We start from the raw sequence: 26,576 nt of genomic DNA, 5'->3' as shown, positions 1-26,576 counted from the left end.
CCCGCGCCGGGCCGCCGCGCCGGGACATGTGAGGATGCGGCGCATGCGTGCCGTGATCTTCGACGAGTTCGGTGCCCGACCCGAGGTACGGGAGGTGGCGGACCCAGCGCCTCCGGCCGAGGGGGTGGTAGTCCGGGTCGAGGCGACCGGGCTGTGCCGCAGCGACTGGCACGGCTGGCAGGGACACGACCCGGACATCCGCCCGCCACACGTGCCGGGACACGAGTTCGCGGGCGTGATCACGGCGGTCGGTGCGGGCGTACGGGGCTGGCGGGCCGGCGACCGGGTCACCGCGCCCTTCGTCTGCGCGTGCGGGCGGTGCCCGGCCTGCCTCGCCGGCGACCAGCAGGTCTGCGAGCGGCAGACGCAGCCAGGTTTCACCCACTGGGGCTCGTTCGCCGAGTACGTGGTCGTGCACCACGCCGAGGTCAACCTGGTACGGCTCCCCGACGACCTCGACCACCCGACCGCGGCGGCGTTGGGCTGCCGTTTCGCCACGGCGTTCCGCGCGGTGGTGCACCAGGGCCGGGTCGCCGCGGGCGAGTGGGTGGCGGTGCACGGCTGCGGCGGGGTCGGCCTGTCGGCGGTGATGATCGCCGCCGCGTGCGGCGCACGGGTGGTGGCCGTCGACGTCTCCCCCGGCGCGCTGGAGCTGGCCCGCGCCTGCGGAGCGGCCGTCTGCCTCGACGGCGCCGCCCTCGCCGGTCCGGACGCGGTCGCGGCGGCCGTCCGGGAGGCGACCGGCGGCGGCGCCCACCTGTCCCTGGACGCCCTGGGCAGCCACGCCACCTGCGTCGCCTCCATCGCGGGACTGCGCCGGCGCGGCCGGCACGTCCAGGTCGGGCTACTCCCGCCGGCTCAGGGCCGCCCGGCCCTGCCGATGGAGCTGGTGATCGCGTACGAGCTGGCGGTGCTGGGCAGTCACGGCATGGCCGCGCACGCGTACCCGGAGCTGCTCCGGCTGGTCACCGCCGGCGTGCTGCGCCCCGCCGAGCTGATCACCCGCACCATCGGCCTCGACGACGTACCCGAGGCGCTCGCCGCGATGGACCGGCCGGCTGCCGGCGGAATGACGGTCATCCGGCCCTGAGTCGCCCCGGTTCAGTGGATGCGCCGCCCGTGCGCGTCGGGCACGCCGGACTTCCGGAAGAAATAGGTGTTGATCTGGTCGCGCCACTCGGTGGCGCTGCGTAGCTGCTCGTCGAGCAGGCCGGCCACCCGGTCGTGCAGGGCCCGGTCGAGCACCCCGGCGAGACGGTCCCACCGCTGCCGCATCCACCGCACCTGCTCCACCCCGGCGAAGTGGGTGTCGTAGATGTGCTGCACGACGGTGGTTCCGCTGTGCGGGACGTGCCCGTACGGGACGTGGTGGAAGAAGAGCAGCAGCTCGTCCGGGCACCGGTCGAGTGACTCGTACACACTCGACCAGGGCTCCGGGTACTGGCCGGTGAAGCCGGTGCCGGTCGCGCGGGTGCGGTCCACGCCGACGCCGTCCCGGTCGGCGAAGTGGTACGTGCCCCACGGGCTGTACTCGTAGCCGTCCACGTCCGGCCCGTAGTGGCTCCCCGGTCGGACCATGAAGCCGACGCCCAGCGGGGCGGTGTACCGCTCGTAGGTGCGCCAGGAGTCGTCCAGCACGGCGTGCAGCGTCTGCCGCACCAGCGCCGGGTCGCCGGTCGTCGACGGCGGGAAGGTCAGGTCGATCCACTCGTCGAGGATCGCCCCGGTATCCAGGCGCGGGTCCCAGGCCAGCCGGCCGAACGCGTACAGGTTGGCCTGCGCGAGGGGGTGACCGGTCCAGTACCAGTCCCCGCCCACGTTGGACACCCCGGCCAGGCCACCGTCGCGGCCGTCCGGCCCGGCGCGGCCGGCGGCCACCTCGGCGACGCTCGGCCCGCCCGGGCCCCACGGCCGGAAGTCGAGCACCTCGCTCCAGCAGGGGCCGAGGTAGCAGGCGTGCCGCTGCTGGCCGGTGTACTCCTGCGTCACCTGCAGCTCCACCGCCAGCCGGGTGGCCGGCATGGCCGCGATGACCGGCGAGACCGGCTCGCGGGCCTGGAAGTCCATCGGCCCGTACTTGACCTGGAGGACCACGTTGTCGCGGAACCGCCCGTCGAGCGGCGCGAAGTGGTCGTACGCCGCCCGGGCGCGATCGGTGGAGCGGTCCCGCCAGTCCTGCCGGTGGTTGTAGACGAACGCCCGCCAGTGCACCACTCCCCCGTGCGGGGCGAGCGCGGCGGCCAGCAGGTTCGCCCCGTCGGCGTGGTCGCGCCCGTACGTGAACGGGCCGGGCTGCCCCTCCGAGTCCGCCTTGACGAGGTAGCCGCCGAAGTCCGGGATCCGCTCGTACACCGCCCGGGTGGTGATCGCCCACCACTCCCGCACCTTCTCGTCCAGCGGATCGGCGGTGGTCAGGCCGCCGACGACCACGGGGGCGGCGAAGCTGACCGACAGGTGCACCCGGACGCCGTACGGGCGCAGCACGTCGGCGATCTCGGCCACGTCGCCGAGCCGGTCGGTCAGCAGCCGCGCCTCGGTGGCGTGCACGTTGACGTTGTTCACCGAGATCGCGTTGATCCCGGTGGCGGCCAGCAGCCGCCCGTACGCCCGCAGCCGGTCCAGGTCGCGGCGCGGCCGGCCGTCCCGCCAGAAGATCGAGCCGCCGGCGTAGCCCCGCTCCACCTGCCCCATCACCGGGTGCACGGCGACGTTGTCCCAGTGGTTCAGCATCCGCCGGCGCAGCGCGGGCCGGTGCGGCTGCGCCGGGAGGCCGGGCTCGAACGCCGCCGCACCCAGCCGGACCAGGTGGAACAGCCCGTAGAGCAGGCCGGGCGGCGCGTCGGCGAGGACCACCGTGACCTCGCCCGCACGCGCCATCAGGAATCCCTCGTCGCCAAGCGTCCCGGCGTCCGCCCGGGCCGCCTCGGCGGGTGCCGGCAGGGGTGCCGCGCCGGTCAGCGCGAGCACCAGGTCGACGCCGACGGCACCCGCCTCGCCGGCATCGGCCAGGCCGCTGCGCAGCACGTGGCCACCATGGTCGGCGCAGGCCCCGGCCACCTCGGCGAACACCGTGTCGACGAGCAGGCCGTCGCCGTGCACCAGGACGCGCCGCGCGCCGACCGCACCGAAAGCCTCCGGCGGCAGCCAGGCGGCGTGCCAACGCCCGTCCCCGCCGCTCACCGGTCCTCCCGCGGCACCACAACCCCGTGTGCCGGCTGAATGGGATGTGCCGCCGCCGGACAGCAACTTCGGGGAAAGTGCTGCCTCGACCCGCAGCGGAGGCGACATCTTCCCCGAAGTTGCTCGCTGCGGGCTTGGCTCACGAGGTGAACTCCGTCCGGATCGCGGTGATCATCGGCTCGGCGCCGCGGACCAGCGCCAGCACCAGCACCGACCCGAGGGCGGCGAGCGCCGCCTCCGACGCGACGAGCGTCAGCAGCGCCGCAGCGACCAGCAGGCCCGCCGTGCCGGCCGCCACCACCGGGGTACGCAGCACGAAGTACCCGGCCAGCCGCGCCACGTCGCGCGGCCGGAACGCGAACAGCGAGGTGATGACGAGCGCGTTGGTCCCGACCACGGCCGCCCCCGCGCCGACCAGCACCAGCGGCACGGCCCACCAGCCGGGGACCCCGGCCACCGGCAGGTTGACCAGGTTGACCGCGATGACGGTCAGCCACAGCAGCAGCGGCACCCAGACCAGCAGCGCACCCCGCAGGTTCACACGGTAGCCGCGCCGGAACAGCCGCGCCGGGTGCAGTTCGGTCAGGTCGAGGCGCTGGTGGTGCAGCGCGTACACGGCGGCGGACAGCGCCGGGCCGAGCGGCACCGCGCAGACCGCGACGAGCGGCAGGTTGCTGACGTGCCGCTCCAGCGCGAGCAGCGCGAGCAGGCCGGGCGCCGCGCAGAGCAGCAGCAGCACCTCCACGACGAGCAGCGTGTAGACAAGCGCGGCCACCCGCGACAGCGGGCCGGCGCCGAACTCCCGCCGGGCGGTGGCGGTCACCGCCGCTCCTCCGGCTCGGCGCCGAGCAGCCGGCGCTCGTCCCACCAGGGCGGCGTCTCGTCGGTCACCGGGCTGACCTCGGCCAGGGTCACCTCGTGCCGGGACAGGTGCAGGTCCAGCTCGACGCGACCGGCCGTGACCGGCAGCGACGCGTGCCGCCGGGCCGGCTCGGCGGCGCGGTGCAGGGCGTCCAGCTGGCGGGCGGTCGGCGAGGCGGGACGGCCCAGCTCGCACCAGGCCCGCCACGCGTTGCCCGCCTCCTCGCTAACCGAGGAGCGCAGCAGGAAGGCGGTCCGCGCGGGCGGCGACACCGGCAGCGACAGGCGCACGGTGTGCCCGTCGACCGGCTCGCGGCCGGTCACGTCGACCGGTGCCCAGGCCAGCACCGTCACCCGGCCGGTGTCGTCGCGGGTGACCAGGTGGTCCGGGCCGCGGGCGAGGACGTGCGCGCCCATCCGGTTCAGGAACGCGTACAGGTGGTAGGTGGGTTTGCGGACCTGCCGGTGGGTGAGCAGGCCGAAGCCGCCGTGCATCAGCGTCGTCGGTATCCCGACCTCCTCGAACACGTCGCAGAACGTCCAGTACGCGAAGGAGTCGACGAGGTCGCCCCCGGCGGCCAGCACCGGGGCGAGGTAGGCGGCGTGGAAGGCGGTGTCGTGGATCGGGTTGTCCGGCCGGTAGGAGGAGTTGAACTCCGTGACGTGCACCGGCAGGTCCGCAAGTGGGGTCCCGGCCAGCTGCCGGCGCGGGCTCGCGAACTGTTCGAGCAGCTTCTCCGCCGGTGCGAGGGTCTGGTGTACGCCGAACGGCACGTGTCGGGCCGGACCGGAGGTGTACGCGTGCCGGCTGACGAAGTCGATCGGCACCGACCGGGCGGTGACGAACTCGGCGAACCGGGGCAGCCACTTCTCGTCGGCTCCGGGGGACAGCGCGGGGCCGCCGACCTGGAGCCCGGCGTCCACCTCCTTCACGGCGTGCGCGGTCACCTCGTACAGGCGGTGGTAGGCGTCCGCATCCGCGTCCCGCCAGAAGTCGGGCAGATCGGGCTCGTTCCACACCTCGATGGGCCAGCCGCGTACCTCGTCCACGCCGTACCGGTCGACCAGGTGGCCGACGGTGGCCCGGACCAGGTCCGCCCACTCGGTGTACGAGCGGGGCGGGGTGACGTTGCCGCGCCACCAGAACACGGTCTGCTCGCCGCTGGCCAGCCCGGAGGGCATGAAGCCCAACTCCACGAACGGGCGGACGCCCAGGTCCAGGTAGGCGTCGACCACCTGGTCGAGGTACGTGAAGGCGTACCGGACGTGGCGCCCGCCCCGGTGCTCGTACGGCCGGTGCACGCCGGTGCCGTCGCTGAGCAGCCCGTGCCCGCGGATGTGCCGGAACCCGATCTCGCGCTGGACGAGGGCCAACGAGTCCTGGTAGTCGCGCCGCAGCGCCAGGTCGAACCGGCCGGTGCCGACGGCGAAGCGCCACGCGTCGGACAGCCGGCCGGCCGGGTGCTCCGCAACGGTTATCCGCATCGTCGTCCTCGTGCTCGTCGCTGGGATGGGTTGCCGCCGGGCGAGGGGGCCGGTCCGGTCGCGCCGACACGACCGGACCGGCCCGGGTCTCAGCCGTTCTCCTTCTGGTAGCGGTCGTAGGCCTTGTTGACCATCTCCAGGTACGCGTCCATGTTCTTGCCCTTCAGCTCGGCCAGGTAGGCGTCCCACTGGGCGAAGTCGCGCTGCCCGAGGGCGAACTGGAGGGTCGCCTGGTAGACGTGGTCACGCAGCGGGGTCTCCCACAGCGACGCCTGCTCCCGCTCCTCGTCGTCGAGCGGCGCCGGCGGCGGCACCTCCCGCGCCGGACGCGCGTTCATCACGGCCTGGAACTGCTGCTCCTCCTCGGCGAAGAACGCCTGCACCAGCTCGGGCTTGCCGCCGTAGGCGAACACGCCGTTGTAGAAGCCGAAGTCCTTCTGCAGGTGCTTGGGCGCGTTCGGGTTGAGGCCGATGACGTTGACGTCGGGGGCCAGCTCGGGCTTGCCGGAGGCGTCCCGTACGAAGGTGGTGCCCTCGACGCCCCACTTGGCGAATTCCTGCCCGGCGTCGGAGTACCACAGCCAGTCGATGAACTGCATCATGGCCACGAAGTTCTTGCTGCCGCGGGCCTTCGACGAGATCATCACGCCGTTCTCCAGGCGGTCCGCCGGGTTGATCTCACCGGCCGGGCCGATCGGCAGCGGAATCTTGGTGATCTTCGCCTTCGGGTTGGTCTTGGCCAGGTCCGGCCGGTAGTCGTTGACCACGGCCTGGGCGTTGGCGCTGATCACGAAGGATTTGCTGTTGGCGAGCTTCTGCCGGGCCTGGTCGTCGGTCTGGGTGAAGCTCTCCGGGTCGAGCAGCCCTTCACTGACGAGCTTGTTGAGGTACTGCAGCATCTCCTTGTACTTGTCCGTGGCGCCGGTGTAGTCGAACTTCTTGGTGTCGGCGTTCCAGCTGGTGTGCTGGAAGTTCCAGCCGGCGCCCTGCAGCCCGTACGAGAAGGCCAGGAGGTTGAGCAGGTTGCCGGCGGGGTTCGGCTTGCTCCACCGGTCGGAGAACGGGAAGGTGTTCGGGTACTTCGCCTTCATCGCCTTGAGCACGGTGTACAGCTCGTCCCAGGTCTTCGGGACGGCCAGGCCCAGCTCCTCGAGGATGTCGGTGCGCACCGCCAGGGAGTAGTCGTGCCACGGCTTCTCGTGCACGCCGGGCAGCAGGTAGAACTTGCCGTCCGCCTGGCGGTGCTGGTCGATCTCGGGTTCGAGCTTCCACCGCGAGATCTTGTCCTTGAGGTTCGGCATCAGGTCGAGGTAGTCGCTGACCGGCAGGATCGCACCGGAGGAGACGTACGCGTCCTCCTGGTTGGGGTAGGTCTTGGGGATGATGAACGGGGCGTCGCCCGCGCCGATCAGCAGGCTGCGCTTCTGCTCGTAGTCGCTCAGCGGCACGGCGACCGGTTCGAGCGTCACGTTGGTCCGCGACTTCAGCTCCGACCAGAACAGCCAGTCGTTCTTGAGCGGGTAGTTCGGGTGGTTGTTGTAGAGGACGGAGAAGGACAGCGGCTCGGTGGCCTTGAACTGGCTCCCGACGGCGTAGTCGGCCATCGCGCCGACCCGGTTGTCCGACAGGTCCTGGCCCTCGGACGGGTCGTCGCTACAGGCGGCGATGGTGGTGGCCGCGAGCAGGGCGGCAGCGGCCGTCGCCACGTGGCGCCACGATCTGCGGAACATGGGGGTTCCTTTCTTGGTGTGGTGGTGGGAGAGGTGGGCGCGGCTACCCCTTGACGGCGCCGAGCATCACGCCGCGGACGAAGTACCGCTGGACGAACGGGTAGACCAGGAGGATGGGCAGGGTGGTGAGCACGATGGTCACGGCCTTGAGGGTGGCCTCGGCCTGGACCTCGTCGGCCTCGGCGATCGCGCCGACGTTCTCCGCTCCGGTGGCCCCGGCGATCAGGTTGCGCAGGTAGACGGTGACCGGCCACAGCTCCTGCCGGTCCAGGTAGAGGAAGGCGGCGAACCAGGAGTTCCAGAACGCCACGGCGTAGAAGAGCACCATCGTGGCGACGATCGCCTTGGCCAGCGGCAGGACGATGCGCAGCAGGATCCCGTACGTGTTGAGCCCGTCGACCGCGGCGGCCTCCTCCAGCTCGACCGGCAGGCTCTCGAAGAACGCCTTCATCACCAGCAGGTTGAACACGCTTATCGCGTTGGGCACGGCGATGGCCCAGATGGTGTTCTTCATGCCCAGGCTGGTGACCAGCACGTAGTTGGGGATCAGCCCGCCGGAGAAGAACATGGTGAACAGCGCGATGCCGATGAGCGCGCCGCGCCCCTTGAGGTGCTTCTTGGACAGCACGTACGCGTAGCTCGTGGTCAGCACGATCGAGACGGCGGTGGCGACGACGGTGTAGACCACCGTGTTGCGGTAGTTGGTCCAGAACAGCGGGTCCGACATGACCAGCCGGTAGGTGTCCAGGTTGAACCCGCGCGGCACAAGGTTGACCTTGCCGGCGATGATGTACGCCTCGTCGCTGAGCGAGCGGGCCAGGATGTTGACGAACGGGTACAGCGTCACGAACACGACCGCCGTCAGGATGACCGCGTTGACCACCTGGAACACCCGGTAACCCCGGGTCGGGCGGATGCCCCGCGGTCGGCGGGGCCGCGGGGCGTTCTCGGCGGCCGGCTCGGCGAGGTCGACGGTCACCACAGGCTCGTCCCCACCGTGCGGCGCGCGATCAGGTTCGCGGACAGGACCAGGATCAGCCCGATCACCGCCTCGAACAGACCGATGGCGGCGGCGTAACTGAAGTTGCTGGACCCGAAGCCCATCCGGAACAGGTACGTCGAGATCACGTCTGCGGTCGGGTACGTCAGCGGGTTGTACAGCAGCAGGATCTTCTCGAACCCGACCGCCAGGAAGGCGCCGATGTTGAGGATCAGCAGCGTCACCATTGTCGGCCGGATGCCCGGCAGCGTGACGTGCCAGGTCTGCCGCCACCGGTTGGCGCCGTCGATCCGGGCCGCCTCGTAGAGGTCCTCGTCGATGGTGGTGAGCGCGGCCAGGTAGAGGATGGTGCCCCAGCCGACGGTCTGCCAGACCTCCGACGAGACGTAGATGGTCCGGAACCACTCGGGGCGCTGCAGGAACGGTACGGCCTCGCCGCCGGCGGCCCGCACGAGCTGGTTGACCGTGCCCTCGACGGAGACCAGCTCCATGACCATGGCGGCCACGATCACGATTGACAGGAAGTGCGGCAGGTAGGACACGGACTGGACGAGCTGCTTGAGCTTGCGGGTGCGTACCTCGTTGAGCAGCAGCGCCAGCACGATCGGCAGCGGGAAGCAGAACAGCAGGGTCAGCGCCCCCAGCACCAGGGTGTTGGTGAACACGTGCCAGAAGGTCGGGTCGGAGAGGAACATCCGGAAGTACCGCAGGCCGACCCAATACTCACCGAAGATGCTGCCGCCGGGCTGGAAGCGGCGGAAGGCGATGACGTTGCCGAGCATCGGCAGGTAGCGGAAGACGAGGAAGAACAGCAGCGGCAGGACGGCAAGCGAGTAGAGCTGCCAGTCCCGGCGCAGCGCGCGCCGCCACGTCCGGCGCGCCACCGTCGGCGCGGCGCGGCGGGCCGGCGGTGGCTGCGGACCGCGCTCCGGCGCGGCGGCGTTCGTCGCCGCGCCGGTGTCGACGGGTAGACCGCTTCTCATGCCACACCCCTCAGCTCCGGTCGCGCCCCGGCCCGAGCCGGCTACGTTCCGAAACTTTTCCGAAATTCGCTCGTCCTTTTTCGGCAACTTAGGGGTACGGTGATGGCGTGTCAAGGGTATCGATATCATTGATCTCGATGCGTTCCGTGGCCGGCGCCGGGGGGCCGCGATGAGCGGCGCACCCGGCCCGGCCGCCACCACCATCGCCACGATCGCCAACGAGGTCGGCGTCTCCGTGGCCACCGTGTCCAAGGTGCTCAACGGGCACGCCGACGTCGCCCCCCGCACCAGGGCCCGGGTCGAGGAGAGCCTCGAACGCCACAAGTACCGGCGCCGGGGCCGGCGGCAGGCGGCCGGTGCCGGCCACGTCGACCTCGTCTTCCACGAGATCGACGTCGGCTGGGCCGTGGAGATCCTGCACGGCGTCGAGAGCGTGACGGCCGCCGCCGGGCTCGGCCTCACCGTCTCCCAGCTGGGCGGGGCGCACCGCCCCTCGGCCCGGTTCGTCGACGCGCTGCTCGCCCGCCGCCCCCTGGGCGTGCTGCTCGTCCTCTGCCACCCGACCGCCGCGCAGCGACAGCAGCTCCGGCGCGAAGGCGTCCCGTTCGTGGTCGTCGACAACGACAGCGCGACGTCGGCGGCCGTGCCGACGGTCGGGTCGAACAACTGGAACGGTGGGCTGCTCGCGACCCGGCACCTGCTGGAGCTGGGGCACCGGCGCATCGCGGTGATCTCCGGCCCGCGCGACGTGCTGTGCAGCCAGGCCCGCACGGCCGGCTTCCGGTCCGCCCACGAGGAGGCCGGGCTTCCGGTCGACCCCGAGCTGGTCCGCTACGGCACCTTCTCCGCCGACGCCGGCCGCCGGCACGGCCTGCACCTGCTGAGCCTGCCCGACCGGCCGACGGCGGTCTTCGCCGGCTCGGACATGCAGGCCATCGGGGTGCTCCGGGCCGCGCGGCAGCGCGGCCTGCGGGTCCCCGAGGACCTCTCGGTGATCGGGTACGACAACCTGCCGCTCGCCGCCTGGACCGAGCCGGCGCTCACCACCGTCAACCAGCCACTGCGCGACATGGCCGGCATCGCCACCCAGATGCTGCTCGACCTGGCCCGGGCGAACGAGCTGGCGACCAGCCGGATCGATCTGGTGACCGAACTCGTCGTACGCGAGAGCACCGCGCCCCCGCCCGCCCGTGCGTGACCCCGACCAGCGAGGACCCGTGACCTACAGCAACCCCGATCTCGACCGGCTCCGGACGTACGCACCCCGGATCGCCGAACCCGCCGACTTCGACGAGTTCTGGCACGACACCCTCGCCGCCGCGACCGCGCGGCCGGCGCTCGTCGACGTCCGTCCGGAACGCACCGACCTGCGCCTGCTGGACACCTGGGACGTCACCTTCGCCGGCTTCGCCGGAGACCCGGTGCGAGCCTGGTACACCCGGCCGGCCGGCCAGGACGCGCCACTGCCCACTGTGGTCGAGTACGCCGGCTACGGGCGTGGCCGCGGCCTGCCGCACGAGCGGCTGACCTGGCCGGTCGCCGGATACGCGCACCTGCTGATGGACAACCGGGGGCAGTCCGGTCAGTACGCCGTCGGGGACACCGTCGACCCGCACCGCGCTGCCGGCGGGCCCTGGCCGGCGACCTGGGGGATCCTCGATCCGCGTGACTACCACTACCGCCGGCTGATCACCGACGCCGTCCGGGCCGTCGACGCCGTGCGCGCCCTGCCGGGAGTCGACCCGACCCGGGTCGTGGTGGCCGGCAACAGCCAGGGCGGCGGTCTCGCGCTGGCGGTGGCCGGTCTCGTCGACGACCTCGCCGCGGTGCTGGTCAGCGCCCCGTTCCTCTGCGACGTGCAGAACGCCGTGGCGCTCGTCGACCCCTTCCCGCACGGCCCGTACGGCGAGATCGGCCGCTACCTGGCGGTGCACCGGGAGGCCGAGGCCGCGGTGCGGCGCACCCTGTCATACGTGGACGGGGTCACCTTCGCCCGCCGGGCGACCGCGCCGGCGCACTTCGGGATCGGCCTGCGGGACACCGCGTGTCCACCGCGCACCGGTTTCGCCGCCTACAACCACTACGGAACCGGGCGGAGCAGCGTGCCCGAGCGGGAGATGCACGTCTACCCGTTCAACGGCCACGAGCACGGGGAGGCCCTGCACGTCCGGCGGCAGCTGCGCTGGCTCGCCACCGTGGTCGAGCGGGCGCCTTCCGCGTAGGCATCAGTGTGCGCCGATATTCCGGAATCTTTCCGTAACAGCTCGCCCGCGTGGACAGTTGCCGTTCGGCGCGAACGGTAACTGTCCAAGATCTGGCGGTGAGATCGGTGCCGGTCGGGCAGGCTCGGCGAGATGCGCAACCGCCTTCCCGCCGACGATGCCGACGCGCTGGAGTGGCTCACCTTCGAGCAGGCCGGCGTCGTGACCACCGCCCAGGCCACCCGACTGCTGACCCCCGGCACCGTACGCGGGCAGGTCCGCTCCGGCCGGTGGCGCTCGATCTGCCGGGGTGTCCTGCTCACCGGCAACGGTCGGCTCACCCGGGACCAGCAGTTGTGGGTGGCGGTACTCGCAGCCGGGCCGGGGGCCCTGCTGGCGGGGGTGAGCGCCGCCGCGGAGTCGGGCGTGCGGGGACTGCGCCGCGAGCCGCTGCACGTCCTCGTCCCCGCGACCCGACGGGCGGCTCGTACCCTGCCGCGCCGGTTCCCGATCGACATGCCCGGCGTCGTCGTGCACCGGACCTCGGTGCTACCCGACGACCATCGTCAACTGGCCCGACCACCCCGGACGAGCACGGCGCGGGCCCTGGTCGACGCCGCCGGCTGGGCCGCCGGGGTCGGGGAGGCGCAGGCGGTCCTGGCGGCGGGATGCCAGCAGCGGCGGGTACTGCCGGAGGAACTGTCCGCAGTGCTCGAAGTGCTGCCCCGCGCACCGCGTCGACGGCTGATCCGACAGACGATCGACGACATCGCCGGCGGCGCCCAGGCGCTGTCCGAGATCGACTTCGTCCGTCTCTGCCGCCGTCACCGGTTGCCGGCTCCGAGACTGCAGGAACGGCGGGTCGACGCGACCGGGCGGGTGCGCTGGTTGGACGCGTACTGGCCGGAGTGGCGGTTGCACGTCGAGATCGACGGTGCGCACCACATGGACGTACGCCAGTGGGCGGCGGACATGCGGCGCCAGAACGACGTCTGGACCAGCGGCGACCGGATCCTCCGTTTCCCGGCCTGGCAGGTCCGCACCCGTCCCGACGAGGTGGCCGACGCCCTGCGCCGCGCCCTGACCGCTGCGGGATGGCAGCCGCCAGAGTGAATCTTGGACAGTTACCGCTCGCGCCGAACAGTAACTGTCCAAGATCTGCTGCCCGGCGCGAGCGTCCAGGTCACCGTCCAGCGGGCCTCGGACGTTCCGGGGCGGAGGATCGCCTCGCCGGCCACGCGAGAAGCCACTGGACGAGGACGAGCACCGCGACGAGGTCCGGCCCGCGCAGGACCTGACGCACCAGGTCGATCGGAATCATCGTGAACGGCGTCACGACGACGGCGCCGTCGTAGCGCAGCTCTCGAGCCGGTGATCGGCGACCTGCCCGATCAGGTCGGCGTCGTGCGAGGCCATCAGCACGGCCGTCCCGTCCGCCTTCGCCCGCAGCAACCGGTCCGCGAGCCAGGCCCGGCCCCGTGCGTCGAGCCGCTGTTCGGGCTCGTCAAGGACGAGCAGGCCGCGGGGGCGGACGAAGCAGGACGCGAGAGCGAGGCGCCGGCGCTGGCCACTGGAGAGCGTCGCCGGGAGCTGGTCGCGGGCACCGTCGAGACCGAGTTCGGCGAGCACCTTCGTCACCGGCTCCGCCGCGCCGCCGTGCGCGTACGCGATCAGCTCCAGGTGCTCGCCGACCGACAGGTCCGGGAAGAAGTCGATGTCGTCGAGGGCCGCGGCCACGGTCGCCCGCACCCGGGGATCCGTCTCGTCGCACCGCTCCCCGTCGAGCAGCACCTCCCCCTCGTCCGGCCGGTCCGCGCCGACGACGCAGCGCAGCAACGTGGTCTTGCCGGACCCGTTCGGCCCGACGACCGCGGCGAGCCGCCCGGCGTCGAGATGGAACGTCACGTTGTCGAGGACGACAAGTTCCCCGAACCGGCGGACCAGGCCGTGGACGGCGAGTGTCGGCACGGTTCCCAGTCTGGCAAACCGGCGCTCGTCCGGCTTCCACGCCGCAGACGAGGCATACGCCGCACCGCGCCGGGTAGCCCGCGGTATGGCGCGATACACGGACCCGGAGCTGCGCAAGCGGCTCAAGGACGAGATCCAGGCCTCGGACCGGGGTGGTCGCCCGGGCCAGTGGTCGGCGCGCAAGTCCCAGCTCCTCACGAAGGAGTACCAGAAGCGCGGTGGGGGCTACGAGGGCCCGCGGGACGAACGGCAGCAGTCCCTGCGGCGCTGGGGCGCGGAACAGTGGCAGACCCGGCAGGGCGACACCCGGGCTCGCCAGGGCGCCGAGACGAGCCGGTACCTGCCCAAGCGGGCCTGGCAGCAACTCTCCGACGAGCAGGCCCGGGCGACCGACACGAGGAAGCGGCGGGCGTCGAGGTCGGGCCGGCAGTACGTGTCGAACACCGGGCCGGCCCGGCGGGCGCGCAGCGACACGTCGGCGGTCGGACGGCTGCTGGACCTGCGCGTCGCCGACGCGGTCAAGGAGGTCCGGGACCTCGACAAGCGCCAGCTCAGAACGGCGTTGCGCCGCGAACGCGACGGCCGGGGGCGCAAGACGCTGCTGCGCCGGCTGGAGTCCGAGCTGGACCGCCGCTGACCGGACGGGATCATTCCCCGAGCGGCGACGGGGTCGCTACCTCGGGTGCAGCCGCGCGGCCAGGTCGGCGGCGGTCGCCAGATCGGTGGCGACCGCCGCGCGGTCCGCCGCGGACAGCTTCGCCGGCACCGCGGACCTCACGCACCCGCCGACTTGCGGCCCGGACGGATCTTGCCAGCTCAGGTGTGGCATCGTGGAGGCGGATGGAGCCGGAGCGGAAAGCGGGGACACGCCGGGCGCTGCCTCGGCCCGTGCGCGTCGGCCTGCGGGTGTTGCGCGACTACCGGCCCACCGTCGCCCGGGCCCGGGCCGTGCTGCGCAGCACGGTCACCTCGTTCGTGGTGCTCGCCACGACGTTGTGGCTGCTGCCCGGGGTCACCGCCAGCGGGGTGCTGGCGATCCTGTGGCTGGTCGGGCTGATCGCCGGAATCGGCGCGGTCCTGCGGCCCGTGCTGTTCGCCCTGGCCACCGCGCTGGGTGGGCTCGGCGCGCTGGTGATCGGCGTGGCCGTGCAGGCCGCCGTCATGTACGCCGCCCTGCGGCTGGACCCGGAGGCGGAGGTTGCCGGGTTCGCCGACGCCTTCGCCGCGGCGTGGCTCGCCGTCGCCCTCGCGGCGATCGTGAACTGGCTGGCCGACGCCGGCACCGACGACGCGTTCGTCAGCGAGATGCTGTGGGTGATGACCCGCGTCCGCCGCCGGGAGTCCCGGCGGCACGTGCCGTGGCGCCGTCGACGCTGGGTGCCGGCGGTGCCGGCACCCGGCCCCGAGGCGGCCGACGGGCTGCTGGTCATCCAGCTCGACGGCGTGGCCGCACCGCTTGTGCAGTGGGCCATCCGGGCCGGCAACCTGCCCACCATCGGCCGGTGGTTGCGCTCGCGCAGCCACCGGCTGACCCACTGGCACACCGGCCTGCCGGCCACCACCCCGGCGGCGCACGCCGGACTGCTGTACGGCGACGTCCGGCGCGTGCCGGCCTACCGGTGGTACGAGAAGGCGGCGCCGGGCGACGACGGCAGCCACACCACCGGCCACCTGATGGTGACCAGCCGGCCCCGGGACGCGGCGGAGGTCGAGCGGCGCCTGTCCACCGGGCGGGGCCTGCTGCGCGACGGCGGGGTCAGCATCAGCACCGCCTTCTCCGGCGACGCGCCGACCAACCTGCTCACGGTCAGCCGGGCCGGGTTGCCCGGGCGGTCCACCCGGGGTTACGCGGTGTTCATGGCCAGCCCGTACGGTTTCGCCCGAGCCGTCGTGCGCGGCGCCGGGCAGGTGATCCGCGAGCTGTACGAGGCGCGCCGGCAACGGCTGCGCGACGTCCAGCCCCGGGGCGGCCGCAGCGGCTCCTACCTGGCGCTGCGTCCGATGGCCAGCCTGCTCAGCGACCTGAACGTGTCGCTCATCGCCGAGCAGATGGCCGGCGGGGCGCCCGTCATCTTCTGCGACTTCCTCGACTACGACGAGGTGGCGCACCACGCCGGGCCGGCCCGGCCGCAGGCGCTCGCGGTCCTGGAGGCGCTCGACCAGACGCTCGGCATCCTGCAGCGCCTGGCGACGGAGGCGGCCCGCAACTACCACCTCGTCGTGTTGAGCGACCACGGCCAGAGCCAGGGCGCCACGTTCCGCCAGCGGTACGGCGAGTCGCTGGCGCAGGTCGTCGCCCGGCTCGCCGCGCCGCCGGTACGGCCACCCACCCCCGGCGGCGGACCGGCGGCACCGGCGACCACCGCCGAGGCGACCGGCCCCGTCGAGGAGTGGGGGCGGGTGAACACGCTGCTCACCGAGGTTGCCGGCCGGGGCGGAGCGGCCGGCACGGCGACCCGGGTGGCGGTCCGCTCGCACACCGACGGCGGTGAGGTCACCCTGGGGCCGGCCGACCGCGAGGAAGCCGCCACCCGCGGCGATCCGGAGACCGTGGTGGTGGCGTCGGGCAACCTGGCGATGATCTACCTGCCCCGGCACGCGGGCCGGCTGACCCGGGAGCGCATCGACGCCGTCGCGCCCGGGCTGGTCGACGGCCTGGCCGCGCACCCCGGTGTCGGGCTGGTCGTGGTGGACTCCGCGGCCGGGCCGCTCGCGATCGGCGGGCGGGGCTGCCACCGCCTGCGCGACGGGCACGTCGACGGCGACGACCCGCTCGCTCCGTACGGCCGGTGGGCACGCCGGGACCTGCTGTGCCACCAGGCGATGGACCATGTGGGCGACCTCGTGGTGATCAGCTCGGTGGAGCCGGGCCTGGAGGAGGTCGCCGCCTTCGAGGAGCTGATCGGCTGTCACGGCGGGCTCGGCGGCTGGCAGACCGAGGCGCTGCTCATCCACCCGGCGAACTGGCCGCAGGAGGGCGAACTGGTGGGGCCGGACGCCGTACACCGCCAGTTGCTCGACTGGATGCGGCGCCTCGGGCTGCGCGGGCCGGACGACTGACCCGACGACCGCCCGCCGCTCACGGCGTACCCGGCGTCCCGTCCGGCCCGACCCGCCGCCGACCCAGCCAGCTCAACCCCTGCGTGACAAGCAGGACGAGCAGGATCGCGGCGACCACGCTCTGCCACGGCTCCGGGAAGACCGCCCGCCCGAGGACGCCGATCGCGGCGTAGAGCGCCGACCACATCAGGGCAGCCGGCAGGTTGGCGACGGCGAAGCGCCGCCAGGCCAGCCCGGACACCGCCGCCGCGAGCAGCACCGGCACCCGACCGCCCGGGATGAGCCGGGACACCAGGAGCGTCGAGACCCGCCCCTCGCGCATCCGGGCCGACAGCCGGGCGACCCGGGGGCGTGCCCGCAGCCCGTGCAGCCGGCCCGCGATCCGCTCGCCACCCCAGCCGAGCAGGCGGTAGGTCGCGAGGTCCCCCGCGTACGCTCCGGTGGCGCCGGCGAGCACGACCAGGACGACGGTCAGCGGGTGCTGGTGGGCGGCGAGCGCGGCGGCGCCGCTGACCGCCGCGCCGGTCGGCAGCACGGGCACCACGGACCCGAGCAGCACCACCAGGACCAGCGAGCCGAGCGCGGCGAGGGTGGCCGTCACGGCCGCCGCACCGTGAACGACTCGCCCGGGCGCAGCACCCGTACCCGGGTGTCCGGCGCGGCCGTCCGCGCGCGGCGGGCGAACTCGTCGCCGGGATCGAGGAACCGGTCCGGCCGGATCCGGTCGCAGCCGATCGGCCAGAACGTGCCGAAGTGGATCGGCACCGCCCAGGCCGCCGCGGCACGCCGGACCGCCTCGGCGGCCCCGGCCGGGTCGAGGTGGCCGGGACCGAGCGTCGGGCCCCAGCCGCCGACCGGGATCAGCGCGAGGTCGAGCGGACCCAGCGTGGACATCTCGTCGAACAGGCCGGTGTCCCCGGCGAACCAGGTGCGCGCGCGACCCTCGATCAGGTAGCCGAGAGCGGGCGCCCGGTGCCGGGACCACGGATTGCGGCCGGCGTGGTGTGCGGCTGGGACGGCGGTGACCGTCAGCCCGCCGACGTCGAACCGGTCGCCGACCGCGACCTCCCGGCAGCGGCGCGCGGCCGCCGCCCCGAGGGCGCGGTGGACCAGAACTGCGGCGCCCGCCGGCACGACCAGCGCGGCGTGCCCGGGCAGCCGGCGCAGCGACGCGAAGTCGAGGTGGTCGGCGTGCAGGTGCGACACGAGTACGGCGTCCGGGGCGCCCGGCAGCCGCGGGGTCGGGCCGCGACGGCGGCGCAGGTGGGCGAGCCGGTCGCGCAGCAGCGGGTCGGTCAGCAGCCGGGTGCCCGAGTCCTCGATCCAGATGGTGCTGTGCCCGCACCAGGTCAGCTCGACCACGCCACCGCCTCCGTCACGCCTGTCACCGTAACCGCCACCATCCGATCTACCGATCCGGACCGCGGCCACGACGCCACTACGATCCGAGCGTGACTCGCGTTCGGGCCGTCCGCAGGCGGTATCCGCTGCTCGCCGCCGTCCTCGTCCTGTTGCTGCTCGGCGCGGGTGTGGCCTGGGCAGTGGACGACGCGCTGGCGCTGAGCCACCGCCCCGCCGCCGTGCCGGCCGAGGACGTCACCGCCGCGCCCCGGCGCGTCGCGGCACCGGCGCCACCGCTGGCAGCCGTCGTCGTGCCGGACGAGCCCCGGATCACCCGGGCCGCGGCCGTCGTCGCCGACGCACTCGCCGCCCGCGGCCGGCCCCGCCCGGTCGTGCGCACCGTCGACCCGGACGGCCGGGCCACGACGGCCACCGGCGCACCGCCCGCCGGCGGCACCGACCTCTCCGGGGTGACCACGCTGCGGGCGCGCGTGCTCGACACCCTTGGCGGACCGGAGTCCTACCGGGTCGGCGTCCTCGGGACCGCGCTGACCGTCGAGGGCGCCGACGTCGCCGGCACCGCCGCCGCGCTGTACCGGCTCGCCGACCGGATCCGCTCCGGCGCCGAGGCGTTGCCCGCCGCCGAGGCGGGCCGCCTCGTCACGCCCCGGCTCGGCCTGCGGTTGACCGACGCCGGCTCGGTGGGCCGCGAGCCCGACCCGGCCGCCTTCGCCGCCGGTGACGACTACAGCCTGAACACCGACGTGGTCGGGCCGGCGCTGCTGCCGGAGGCGCCCTGGGTGGACGCGGACGCGGTGGCCCGCATCGGCGCGCAGTTCCGGCAGCACGTCGACCACTCGGTGGCACAGGGCTACAACGGTGTCGTCGTGCCCGGCTTCCTGGAGTACGTCACCTTCGCCAAGGTGGGCGACGGACACGCGGTGTACCCGCCCGGGGACGCGCACGTCGACCGGGCGCGGGCGATGGTCGCCGCGTTCGGTCCGGTCTTCCGGTACGCCGAGGAGATGGGCGTGCGGGTCTTCCTGCTCACCGACATGCTCGCGGTGTCGCCGCCGCTGGAGGCGTACCTGGCGCGGACGGTCGGCGGTCTCGACGTGGACGATCCCCGGCTGTGGGCGGTCTACCAGGCCGGCCTGGCGGAGCTGTTCGAGAGCATGCCCTTCGTCGACGGCCTGATGGTCCGCGTCGGCGAGGGCGGCGAGGTGTACGCCGAGGACGGCTGGGACTACTCGTCGAAGCTCGCGGTAACCACCGACACGTCGGTGCGCGCGATGCTGCGGGCGCTGCTGGACACCGCGGGAGCGGCCGGCAAGGAGATCATCTTTCGTACCTGGACGGTCGGTGTCGGACCGGTCGGCGACCTGCACACCAACCCCGGGTCGTACGCGCAGGTCCTGAGCGGCTTCGACGACCCGCACCTGATCGTGTCCACCAAGTTCACCCTCGGCGACTTCTACAGTCACCTGCCGTTGAACACCACCCTGCTGGCCGGCGGACACCGCCGCATCGTGGAGTTCCAGGCACGGCGCGAGTTCGAGGCGTTCGGCTCGCTGCCCAACGACCTCGGGCCGCTGCACCGCCGGGCGCTGCGCGAGTTCCTCGCCGCCAACCCGAAGGTCGAGGGCGTCTGGAACTGGACCCAGGACGGCGGACCACTGCGCGCCGGCCGATGACGTTGCACCTGCGCGCCGGGTTCTGGCAGTTGTACGACCTCAACACGTACGGCGTCGGGCGGCTGGCCTGGGACCCGGACACCGATCCGGCGCAGGTCACGGCGGACTGGGCGTACCGCACGTTCTCCGCCGACCCGGGCACCGTCGCCGCCATCGGGCAGGCGATGGCGCTGTCCCGGTCGGCGGTCACCAAGGGCCTCTACATCGGCCCGTACGCCGAGCGGTCGGTGCGGGCCCTCGGGCTGGAACCGCCGCCGATGATGTGGATCTTCGAGTGGGACATCCTGACCGGCGACTCGGCGGCGCTAGGCAGCATCTACGCGGTCAGCGCCGGCCGCGTCGACGCGGCGATCGACGAGGGCGAGCAGGCCGTGGTGCTGGCCCGGCGCATGCGCGACCTGGTGGCCGCGACCGACCCGGCGACCTGGCGGGACGCCGCGCTGCGCGAGCGTCTCGTCCGCACCCTCGACTACCAGGTGGACCTGTTCGAGACGCTTGCCGCCTATCGCGAGATGGTGCTGCGCCACGCGCAGTGGCTGGACACCGGCTCCGGTGCCGCCTACGACGGTTGGCGACGGGCCGAGGTGGCGTACCGGGAGGCGCGCGACGCCCACCGCCAGCGGTACGGCGCCGACCTGGACCTGCCCGCGTACAACTTCACCGCCGCCGACCTCGGTGCCGAGCGCGCGCACCGGGACCCGGCCATGGCCTGGGCGGCCCGGGCGCTGCTCGCGCTGATCCTGGTGGTGGTGCTGCTCGGTCTGCGCGGGCGCGGCCCCGGCGGCGCCGCCGCGCGCGGACTGCTGCTCGGGGCGGTCGCGCCGTGGCGGGTCGCGGCGCTGCCGGCGCCCGCGTCCAACCTCGACCGGGTGCTGGTGTGGCTGGTCCCGGCGCTGCTGCTGGTGGCGAGCCGGCTCGTGTTCACCTGGTTCGCCGCCCCCGCCCACCTGCTGGTCACGCTCGGCGGCTGGGCGCTCTTCGCCCTGGTCGTACGCCTCGTCCTGGGCCGGCGGGACCCGTTCCACCTCTGGGCCGTGGTGGGCGGGGTCGCGCTGCTGCGCACCGCCGTGCTGCTGGCTGCGCTCGCCGGACGCGGGCCGGGAGGGTACTGGTTCGCCTTCTGGACGGCGCCGACCTCGCGCGCGGTCTACCTCACCGTCGCGTTCGCCGCGTTCTGCTGGCTGTTCGTGGCCACCGCGATGGTCCTGCGCGACCGGTACGGCCTGCTACGCCGCCGCGCCGTCGGGCTGACTCTCTGCGCGGCGGGCGTCCCGCTCGGTGTGCTGTCCGCCCTGGTCGCCGTGGTCGGCCTGGAGCGCGCGCTGACGGTGTGGAACGACCAGCTGGCGCTGCTGCCGTGGGGACTGTCCCGCATCCTCGGCATCACCGTCCACCTGGGCATCCCCACCGACCTGCCGGTGTACGCCGCCGTCGCCGGAGCAGCCCTGGCCGGGCTCGGACTGTTCCTGTCGCTGGGCCGCCGCCACCGCGGGCGACCGGCCACCGCCGGTGCCGGCCTTCCCGCCGCCCTCGCGGGGCCGTAGCGGGACGGCCGGCGCACCGACGGCTCGGCGTCGGTTCACCGCGGCGCAGGCCGCCGGCCCCGGGTCGACACGAACTGGTACGACATCACGGCGACGGCCGGATCCCGCAGGAGCAGGCGGAACGCGTTCAGCTGGCCCGGCGACAGACCCGCGTCGAGCAGCTCCGGCTCCAGTTGGCGGGAGTTCGTCTCGTACAGCGACGCCCCGATCGAGCCACCGGGCCAGCTCTCCGACCGGGTGACGGTGTCGACCTCGACCAGACCCGCCGTCACCAGCTCGGCGTGCACGTCCTGCGCCCACGCCAGGTCCGCGCCGTGGCTCTGCAGGATGCCCAGCATCGCGTCGGTGACCTGGCCGAACAGCTTCGCCGCGTCGTCGCTCGGCGCGGTCAGTACGCGCAGCGGCGCGGTGCAGTCGAACTCCTCGATGACCAGCCACCCGCCGGGGGCCAGGGCGCCGGCCAGCGCGCCCAGCACCCGCCGCCGTTCCGGCAGGTGCAGCAGGACCAGCCGGGCGTGGATCAGGTCGAACGCCTCGCCCGGCGGTGGTTCGCTGCGCACGTCGTGCCGGCGTACCTCCAGGTTTGCCGCCGGGACGAGCCGCGCGGTGTCGATGTCGGTGGCCAGCACCTGGCCGGCCGGGCCCACCGCCCGGGCCATGCTGCGGGCCACCGAACCGCCGCCGGCGCCCACCTCCCAGCACACGCCGCCCGGAACGAGCACCGGCGGGGCGATCCGGGCGGCCGTGATCGGGTCCAGGAACGACTCCAGCGCGCGCAGTTGCGGCACGGCCTCCGGCGCGCCGCTGTCGAAGGTGTACTCGGTTTCACTGGTACCGGTCGGCATCCCTGCTCACCTCTGTCCAGGACGGTCGGGTCAGGTGCCCGGAACCGGTCCACAGCCCGGGCACCGGCCGGGGAGCCGGCGGCTCCCCGGCCACGGCGACGCTGAGCATCGCCGCCAGCGTGCCCGGATCGCTCCGGGCCTCGCCCGCCGGCCGGTCGTAGACCACCCGGCCGTACTCGAGCACCGCGATCCGGTCCGCGAGCTCGATGGCGTGTCGCAGTTGCTGCTCGACCAGCAGCACGGTCAGCCCGGTCGCGGCCAGCGCACGGACCAGGTCGCGCACCCGGGCGGCCAGGTCGGGGGCGAGCCCTTCGCACGGCTCGTCGAGCAGCAGTACGCGAGGCTGCCCGAGCAGGGCCCGGGCGATCGCCAGCATCTGCTGCTCGCCCCCGGACAACTGGTCGCCCCGGTGGCGTAACCGGGCGGCCAACCGGGGCAGCAGCTCCAGGATCCGCGCGACCGTCCAGCCCTCACCGCCCGGCGTCGCCGCCCGCCACGGCGCCGCGGCCAGGACCAGGTGCTCGGCCACGGTGAGCCGGGAGAAGACGCGCCGGCCCTGCGGCACCAGGCCGACCCCGGACCGGGCGATGCGGTGCGGCTGCCGGCCGGCGACCTGCCTCCCGCACACCTCGATCCGGCCGGCGGACGGCCGCACCAGACCGGCGACGGTGTGCACGAGGGTGCTCTTGCCGGCGCCGTTGCGCCCCACCACCGCCTGGACCGTGCCCGCCGCCACCGCCAGGCTCACCTCGTGCAGCACGGTGCCGCCGGCGTACCCGGCGCAGAGCCGCTCCACCCGCAGCATCAGGCCACCCCCTCCGCGTAGGCCTCCCGGACCGCGCGGGAGGCACGGATCTCCGCCGGGGTCCCGTTGGCCAGGGTCCGGCCGTCCCGCAGCACGGTCACCGTGTCGCTGAGCGCGTACACCAGGTCCAGCCGGTGCTCGACCAGCAACACGGCGACCGCGCGGGGCAGGATCCGCAGGAACTCCACCAACCGCTCGACCTCCACGGCGGACAGCCCGGCGGCCGGCTCGTCGAGCAGCAGCAGCCGCGGCCGACCGGCCAGCGCTATGGCGATCTCCACCTGCCGGCGCTGGCCGTGGGCGAGCTGGCCGGCGGGAACCCCGCCCAGTTCCGGCAGGCCCACCCGTTCCAGCAGCGTCGCCGCGGTGCGCTCGGCGACGCGCCGCCGCCCGCCCGGTCGCCACGGACGGGGGCACACCGCGTGGGGCAGCGCGGCGACCACGACGTTCTCGGTCACCGTCAACGTCGACCACACGGCGGGACGCTGGTGGATCCGGCCGATCCCCCGCCGGGACCGGGCCGCCGGACCGAGCCGGGTGACGTCCCGGCCGGCGAGGAGCACCCGGCCGCCACCGGCCGGGGTCGACCCGCCGAGCACGTCGAGCAGGGTGGTCTTGCCGGCCCCGTTGGGCCCGATCAGGGCATGCCGCTGACCGCGGTCGATCCGCAGGTCGACCCCGTCCAGTGCGGTGAGCGACCCGTAGCGCACCGTGATGTCGTGCGCGGACAGCAGCGGTGTCATGCGCCGACTCCCGTCGGCGTGGGCCGGTCCCGGCGGGGCGGCCCCGCCACCAGGTCCGGAAGGAGCCGCCCCCGCACGGCGGGCCGGCGGTGGACGGCGCCGGGCAGCAGGTAGACGGTGGCCACGAAAGCCAACCCGAGCACCAGGGGCGCCTGCCCGGGCAGCACGCCGAACAGCCAGTCCCGGGTGGCGATCACGATCACCGCGCCGACCAGTGCGCCACCGACCGACACGGTGCCGCCGATGACCACGCCGAGCAGCAGCAGGGCGGAGCTGTCGAAGCCGAAGTCGGCCGGCGAGATGTACTGCTGGGCCACCACGAGCAGGGAGCCCGCCGCTCCCGCGACCGCCCCGGCGCCCACGTGCGCGGCGGCGACGTGGCCGGAGACCCGGTGACCGCTGGCCCGCAGCCGCGCCTCGTCGTCCCGGCCGGCGCGCAGCAGCAACCCGACCCGGGTACGCAGCACCAGCAGCACCACGCCGACCAGCGCCGCGACCACCACCAGGGCGTAGAGGTAGCGGGCCCGGTCGGTGGCCAGCACCGGCATCCCCCACAGCGGACGCACCGGGGGGATACCGGCCAGCCCGTCCGTGCCGCCGGTCACCGACCGCCACCGTCCGATGACGGTCACCACGAGCTCGCCGACCGCCAGGGTGATCATCAGGACGACCACGCCCCGCGCGTGGACGACGAGCGGGACGGTCACCGCGGCCAGGGCGGCGCCCGCCGCCGCCGCGACGGCCAGGTGCACCACGCCGACGTCGGAGACCTGGCTGCCGACGACCGCGCTGGCGTAGGCGCCCGCCGCGTACGGCGCCGTCTGGCCCAGGGTGGGCAGCCCGGCGACCCCGGTGAGCAGGGCGACGCTCACCCCGACCAGGCCGAGCGCGAGGGTCCGGGCGAGCAGCGCGGCGGTGTAGTCGTCGACGACCCACGGCGCGAGCACCAGCCCCGCCGGAACGGCCACGGCGACGCCGCGACGCACGGCACGGACGGCCTCGTCCCTCACGTCGCCCTCCGGGCGACCGCCAGGCTCCGGGCCCGCACCGCGAGCACCGCCGCCATGGCGGCGAAGAGCAGGAACGGGGCGGCGGACGGGGCGAGTGCCACGCCGAGAGTCTGGATCTGGCCGACGGCCAGCGCGGCGAGCAGGGTGCCGGTCATCGAGCCGAGGCCGCCGAGGACGACCACGACCAGGGACAGCAGCAGCACGGCGTCGGCGGTGTCCGGGCCGGGACCGATGATCGGCGCGCCGAGCACGCCGGCGGCACCGGCCAGCGCACCGGCGGCGGCGAGCACGCCCACCCGGATCCAGACCGGGCTCACCCCCATGGTCGCCACCATCTCCGCGTCGTCCACGGCGGCGCGCACCAGCATCCCGGCCCGGGTCCGGCGGACCGCGAGGTGCAGCAGGCCGGCGAGCAGCGCGGCGACGACGATGAAGACCAGCCGGTACGCGGCGTAGCGGTGACCGGCGATCACCACCGACCCGTCCAGCGCGGCGGGAACCCGTACCGGCGGGTCGTCCGGCCCGAACGCGCCGACGAGCAGGCTCCCGCCGGCCAGCGCCACCCCGAACGTCAGCAACGCCTGGTTGAGGTGGCTCCGCGCGGCGACCCGGGTCAGCAGCACGGCCACCAGCGCACCGGCCACGGTGGCGGCGCCGACCCCGACCGCCAGTGCCAGCGCCAGGCTGCGCCAGCCACCGTCCAGCAGCGCCGCGGCGGTGTAGCCGCCGATCGCGTAGAGGGTGCCGTGCGCCAGGTTCAGGATGCCGGCGACGCCGAAGCAGAGCACGAGGCCCGCCGCCGCGACGAACACCAGCAACCCGTAGGCCACCCCGTCCAGGGCCGGTACGACGTACGGGTCGAACCGGAGGTCGGCCGCCACCACGGTCACCCGCCGACGGTGGCGAGGTCGCTCACGATCGTGTTGGACAGCGCCCGGCCGTCCTGGCGCACCTGGCGCAGGTACCACTTCTGCACCGGCGCGTGGGTGGTCGGCGAGAACTGCCAACTGCCGCGCGGGCTCGCGATCTGGCCGAGCTGGCCGATGGCGGCGTTGATCCGCTCCGGCGTCGGGTCGGTCCCGGCCGCCGCGATCGCCCGGTCCAGCACCGCCGCGGCGTCGTACGAGGCCATCGCGTACGTCGTCGGGGTGTTGTCGTTCTTGGCCTTCCAGGCCGCCACGAAGGCCCGGTTCTCGGCGTTGTCGAGGTCGGGCGAGTAGTTGAGCACGGAGTAGATGTCCCGGGCGGCCTCGCCCTGCGCGTCGAGCACGCCGCCCTCGGTCAGGAAGCCGGCGGCGTAGAGCGGCAGGTCCCGGATCTCCGACTGGGCGTACTGCTTGACGAAGTCGACGGCCGCGCTGCCGGCGTAGAACGTGTAGACGGCCGCCGCGCCCGAGGCCTTGATGCGCGCGAAGTACGGGGTGAAGTTGCTTGTCGTCGGGAACGGGGTGAAGGTGGTTTTGCCGTCCTGGTTGGCCAGTTCGCCGCCGACCTCGACGAACGTGTCGGTGAAGCCGCGCAGCTCGTCCCAGCCGCCCTGGTAGTCCGGGCCGATGGCGTAGACCTTGCCCTTGACGTTGTCCCGGACGTGCTGGGCGATCGCCTCCCCCGGCTCGTCGGACAGGTAGGAGGTGTGCCAGACGCGGGACACGTCCTTCAGCTCGGGCCGCCCGTTGGAGCCGACGAGCGGCACCTTCGTCTCGTTGAGCAACGGGTAGACCGCCGCCACGGAACCACCACCGACGATGCCGGTGAGCGCGACCACCCGGTCCTGTTTGAGCAGCTTCGTCGCGGCCGGCACCGCCGTAGCGGCGCCGTTGCCCTCGTCGGCGACGACCAGCTCGACCTGGCGGCCGCCCAGCTTGCCGTCGTGGGTGGACAGGTACAGCTCGAAGCCGTCGCGGATGTCCTTGCCGACCGCCTGGTACGTGCCGGACAGCGAGGCCAGCAGGCCGATCTTGATCGTTCCGCCGGACGCGGCGCCGCTCCCGTCGTCGGCGCAGGCAGAGGCGCCGAGCAGGACGAGGGCGAGCAGGGCCGCGGTGCGGGCACGGCGGCGCCGGGGGATGGTGAGTGACATCTTCTCTCCTACGGAAGGGATGGAGCCCGGCGTGGGGGCGCCGGGG

The 26,576-nt window shown here is 73.8% G+C and carries 23 protein-coding genes; 8 read left to right on the top strand and 15 right to left on the bottom strand.

Features of this window, described 5'->3' with window-relative positions:
* The first annotated feature begins 43 nt into the window (after window positions 1-43).
* Entirely contained in the window at window positions 44-1,090 is a 1,047-nt protein-coding gene (locus ABTW87_RS06525; protein ID WP_350649158.1) for a zinc-dependent alcohol dehydrogenase family protein, read from the top strand.
* 11 nt (window positions 1,091-1,101) lie between these two features.
* On the opposite strand, the gene ABTW87_RS06520 is transcribed toward ABTW87_RS06525, so the two are convergent.
* The 6 genes from ABTW87_RS06520 to ABTW87_RS06495 all read right to left on the bottom strand — a co-directional run bounded on the left by ABTW87_RS06520 (window position 1,102) and on the right by ABTW87_RS06495 (window position 9,239).
* Entirely contained in the window at window positions 1,102-3,180 is a 2,079-nt protein-coding gene (locus ABTW87_RS06520; RefSeq protein ID WP_350649156.1) for an alpha-glucuronidase, read from the bottom strand.
* Window positions 3,181-3,319: 139 nt separating this feature from the next.
* Window positions 3,320-4,003, bottom strand: coding sequence for a hypothetical protein (locus tag ABTW87_RS06515; protein ID WP_350649154.1), 684 nt, complete (start codon window positions 4,001-4,003; stop codon window positions 3,320-3,322).
* The gene (locus ABTW87_RS06510; protein WP_350649152.1) at window positions 4,000-5,526 is read right to left on the bottom strand and encodes a GH39 family glycosyl hydrolase; all 1,527 of its coding nucleotides are present in this window, start codon (window positions 5,524-5,526) and stop codon (window positions 4,000-4,002) included. The genes ABTW87_RS06515 and ABTW87_RS06510 overlap by 4 nt, the downstream gene beginning before the upstream one ends.
* An 89-nt stretch (window positions 5,527-5,615) precedes the next feature.
* Window positions 5,616-7,256 carry an ABC transporter substrate-binding protein gene (locus tag ABTW87_RS06505; protein WP_350649151.1) on the bottom strand — a complete coding sequence of 547 codons (1,641 nt, stop codon included), beginning with the start codon at window positions 7,254-7,256 and terminating at the stop codon, window positions 5,616-5,618.
* Between the two features lie 43 nt (window positions 7,257-7,299).
* Window positions 7,300-8,235 carry a carbohydrate ABC transporter permease gene (locus ABTW87_RS06500; protein ID WP_350649149.1) on the bottom strand — a complete coding sequence of 312 codons (936 nt, stop codon included), beginning with the start codon at window positions 8,233-8,235 and terminating at the stop codon, window positions 7,300-7,302.
* Complete coding sequence (locus ABTW87_RS06495) at window positions 8,232-9,239, bottom strand: ABC transporter permease (protein WP_350649147.1); 1,008 nt, start codon at window positions 9,237-9,239, stop codon at window positions 8,232-8,234. Before ABTW87_RS06495 ends, ABTW87_RS06500 begins: the two co-directional genes overlap by 4 nt.
* A gap of 169 nt (window positions 9,240-9,408) precedes the next feature.
* Between ABTW87_RS06495 and ABTW87_RS06490 the strand changes: the two genes are divergently transcribed.
* The 3 genes from ABTW87_RS06490 (at window position 9,409) to ABTW87_RS06480 (ending at window position 12,553) form a co-directional block, all read left to right on the top strand.
* Entirely contained in the window at window positions 9,409-10,437 is a 1,029-nt protein-coding gene (locus ABTW87_RS06490) for a LacI family DNA-binding transcriptional regulator (protein ID WP_350649145.1), read from the top strand.
* Window positions 10,438-10,456: 19 nt separating this feature from the next.
* Window positions 10,457-11,461 (top strand): acetylxylan esterase, encoded by a 1,005-nt coding sequence (locus ABTW87_RS06485; RefSeq protein ID WP_350649143.1) that lies wholly within the window; start codon window positions 10,457-10,459, stop codon window positions 11,459-11,461.
* A gap of 132 nt (window positions 11,462-11,593) precedes the next feature.
* Entirely contained in the window at window positions 11,594-12,553 is a 960-nt protein-coding gene (locus tag ABTW87_RS06480; RefSeq protein ID WP_350649141.1) for a DUF559 domain-containing protein, read from the top strand.
* A gap of 219 nt (window positions 12,554-12,772) precedes the next feature.
* Here the strand turns inward: ABTW87_RS06480 and ABTW87_RS06475 are convergent, their stop codons facing one another.
* The gene (locus tag ABTW87_RS06475; RefSeq protein ID WP_350649139.1) at window positions 12,773-13,408 is read right to left on the bottom strand and encodes an ABC transporter ATP-binding protein; all 636 of its coding nucleotides are present in this window, start codon (window positions 13,406-13,408) and stop codon (window positions 12,773-12,775) included.
* Window positions 13,409-13,493: 85 nt separating this feature from the next.
* Here ABTW87_RS06475 and ABTW87_RS06470 point away from each other — a divergent pair, with 85 nt between their 5' ends.
* Both ABTW87_RS06470 and ABTW87_RS06465 read left to right on the top strand, forming a co-directional pair.
* Entirely contained in the window at window positions 13,494-14,045 is a 552-nt protein-coding gene (locus tag ABTW87_RS06470) for a DUF5872 domain-containing protein (protein ID WP_350649137.1), read from the top strand.
* Window positions 14,046-14,296: 251 nt separating this feature from the next.
* On the top strand, window positions 14,297-16,468 hold the full coding sequence (locus ABTW87_RS06465) for a phage holin family protein (protein ID WP_502891535.1): 2,172 nt from the start codon (window positions 14,297-14,299) through the stop codon (window positions 16,466-16,468).
* A gap of 19 nt (window positions 16,469-16,487) precedes the next feature.
* On the opposite strand, the gene ABTW87_RS06460 is transcribed toward ABTW87_RS06465, so the two are convergent.
* On the bottom strand, window positions 16,488-17,069 hold the full coding sequence (locus ABTW87_RS06460) for a DedA family protein (protein WP_350649134.1): 582 nt from the start codon (window positions 17,067-17,069) through the stop codon (window positions 16,488-16,490).
* Window positions 17,066-17,830 carry an MBL fold metallo-hydrolase gene (locus ABTW87_RS06455; RefSeq protein ID WP_350649133.1) on the bottom strand — a complete coding sequence of 255 codons (765 nt, stop codon included), beginning with the start codon at window positions 17,828-17,830 and terminating at the stop codon, window positions 17,066-17,068. The genes ABTW87_RS06460 and ABTW87_RS06455 overlap by 4 nt, the downstream gene beginning before the upstream one ends.
* 89 nt (window positions 17,831-17,919) lie before the next feature.
* Between ABTW87_RS06455 and ABTW87_RS06450 the strand changes: the two genes are divergently transcribed.
* Together ABTW87_RS06450 and ABTW87_RS06445 are read left to right on the top strand one after the other, a co-directional pair.
* Complete coding sequence (locus ABTW87_RS06450; protein WP_350649131.1) at window positions 17,920-19,503, top strand: hypothetical protein; 1,584 nt, start codon at window positions 17,920-17,922, stop codon at window positions 19,501-19,503.
* Window positions 19,500-21,047: a hypothetical protein gene (locus ABTW87_RS06445; protein ID WP_350649129.1), complete on the top strand. Its 1,548-nt coding sequence runs from the start codon at window positions 19,500-19,502 to the stop codon at window positions 21,045-21,047. The genes ABTW87_RS06450 and ABTW87_RS06445 overlap by 4 nt, the downstream gene beginning before the upstream one ends.
* Before the next feature lie 35 nt (window positions 21,048-21,082).
* Here ABTW87_RS06445 and ABTW87_RS06440 read toward each other — a convergent pair whose 3' ends face one another.
* Genes ABTW87_RS06440 through ABTW87_RS06415 form a run of 6 tightly spaced genes read right to left on the bottom strand, consistent with a single transcriptional unit; the run spans window position 21,083 to window position 26,530 of the window.
* Window positions 21,083-21,892 carry a class I SAM-dependent methyltransferase gene (locus tag ABTW87_RS06440; protein ID WP_350649127.1) on the bottom strand — a complete coding sequence of 270 codons (810 nt, stop codon included), beginning with the start codon at window positions 21,890-21,892 and terminating at the stop codon, window positions 21,083-21,085.
* Complete coding sequence (locus tag ABTW87_RS06435) at window positions 21,873-22,697, bottom strand: ABC transporter ATP-binding protein (protein WP_350649125.1); 825 nt, start codon at window positions 22,695-22,697, stop codon at window positions 21,873-21,875. The genes ABTW87_RS06440 and ABTW87_RS06435 overlap by 20 nt, the downstream gene beginning before the upstream one ends.
* A complete protein-coding gene (locus ABTW87_RS06430) occupies window positions 22,697-23,440 on the bottom strand; it encodes an ABC transporter ATP-binding protein (protein ID WP_350649123.1) in 744 nt (247 codons plus the stop codon). The genes ABTW87_RS06435 and ABTW87_RS06430 overlap by 1 nt, the downstream gene beginning before the upstream one ends.
* Window positions 23,437-24,450 (bottom strand): branched-chain amino acid ABC transporter permease, encoded by a 1,014-nt coding sequence (locus ABTW87_RS06425; RefSeq protein ID WP_350649121.1) that lies wholly within the window; start codon window positions 24,448-24,450, stop codon window positions 23,437-23,439. Before ABTW87_RS06425 ends, ABTW87_RS06430 begins: the two co-directional genes overlap by 4 nt.
* Window positions 24,447-25,340 (bottom strand): branched-chain amino acid ABC transporter permease, encoded by an 894-nt coding sequence (locus ABTW87_RS06420; RefSeq protein ID WP_350649119.1) that lies wholly within the window; start codon window positions 25,338-25,340, stop codon window positions 24,447-24,449. Before ABTW87_RS06420 ends, ABTW87_RS06425 begins: the two co-directional genes overlap by 4 nt.
* A complete protein-coding gene (locus ABTW87_RS06415; protein WP_350649117.1) occupies window positions 25,337-26,530 on the bottom strand; it encodes an ABC transporter substrate-binding protein in 1,194 nt (397 codons plus the stop codon). The genes ABTW87_RS06420 and ABTW87_RS06415 overlap by 4 nt, the downstream gene beginning before the upstream one ends.
* Between the last annotated feature and the right edge of the window lie 46 nt (window positions 26,531-26,576).

It is taken from the genome of Micromonospora sp. NPDC126480 (assembly GCF_040302465.1).
Classification (GTDB): domain Bacteria; phylum Actinomycetota; class Actinomycetes; order Mycobacteriales; family Micromonosporaceae; genus Micromonospora.
Note: the sequence above shows the minus strand (reverse complement) of the source record. Positions and strands in the feature narration are given on the sequence as shown.

What these genes read in the sequence shown, in the direction of transcription:
- ABTW87_RS06510 (WP_350649152.1), bottom strand. Translation starts at nt 5,526, where the DNA reads ATGCGGATAACCGTTGCGGAGCACCCGGCCGGCCGGCTGTCCGACGCG.
- ABTW87_RS06495 (WP_350649147.1), bottom strand. Translation starts at nt 9,239, where the DNA reads ATGAGAAGCGGTCTACCCGTCGACACCGGCGCGGCGACGAACGCCGCC.
- ABTW87_RS06445 (WP_350649129.1), top strand. Translation starts at nt 19,500, where the DNA reads ATGACGTTGCACCTGCGCGCCGGGTTCTGGCAGTTGTACGACCTCAAC.
- ABTW87_RS06470 (WP_350649137.1), top strand. Translation starts at nt 13,494, where the DNA reads ATGGCGCGATACACGGACCCGGAGCTGCGCAAGCGGCTCAAGGACGAG.
- ABTW87_RS06525 (WP_350649158.1), top strand. Translation starts at nt 44, where the DNA reads ATGCGTGCCGTGATCTTCGACGAGTTCGGTGCCCGACCCGAGGTACGG.
- ABTW87_RS06480 (WP_350649141.1), top strand. Translation starts at nt 11,594, where the DNA reads ATGCGCAACCGCCTTCCCGCCGACGATGCCGACGCGCTGGAGTGGCTC.
- ABTW87_RS06430 (WP_350649123.1), bottom strand. Translation starts at nt 23,440, where the DNA reads ATGACACCGCTGCTGTCCGCGCACGACATCACGGTGCGCTACGGGTCG.
- ABTW87_RS06435 (WP_350649125.1), bottom strand. Translation starts at nt 22,697, where the DNA reads ATGCTGCGGGTGGAGCGGCTCTGCGCCGGGTACGCCGGCGGCACCGTG.
- ABTW87_RS06505 (WP_350649151.1), bottom strand. Translation starts at nt 7,256, where the DNA reads ATGTTCCGCAGATCGTGGCGCCACGTGGCGACGGCCGCTGCCGCCCTG.
- ABTW87_RS06415 (WP_350649117.1), bottom strand. Translation starts at nt 26,530, where the DNA reads ATGTCACTCACCATCCCCCGGCGCCGCCGTGCCCGCACCGCGGCCCTG.
- ABTW87_RS06440 (WP_350649127.1), bottom strand. Translation starts at nt 21,892, where the DNA reads ATGCCGACCGGTACCAGTGAAACCGAGTACACCTTCGACAGCGGCGCG.
- ABTW87_RS06490 (WP_350649145.1), top strand. Translation starts at nt 9,409, where the DNA reads ATGAGCGGCGCACCCGGCCCGGCCGCCACCACCATCGCCACGATCGCC.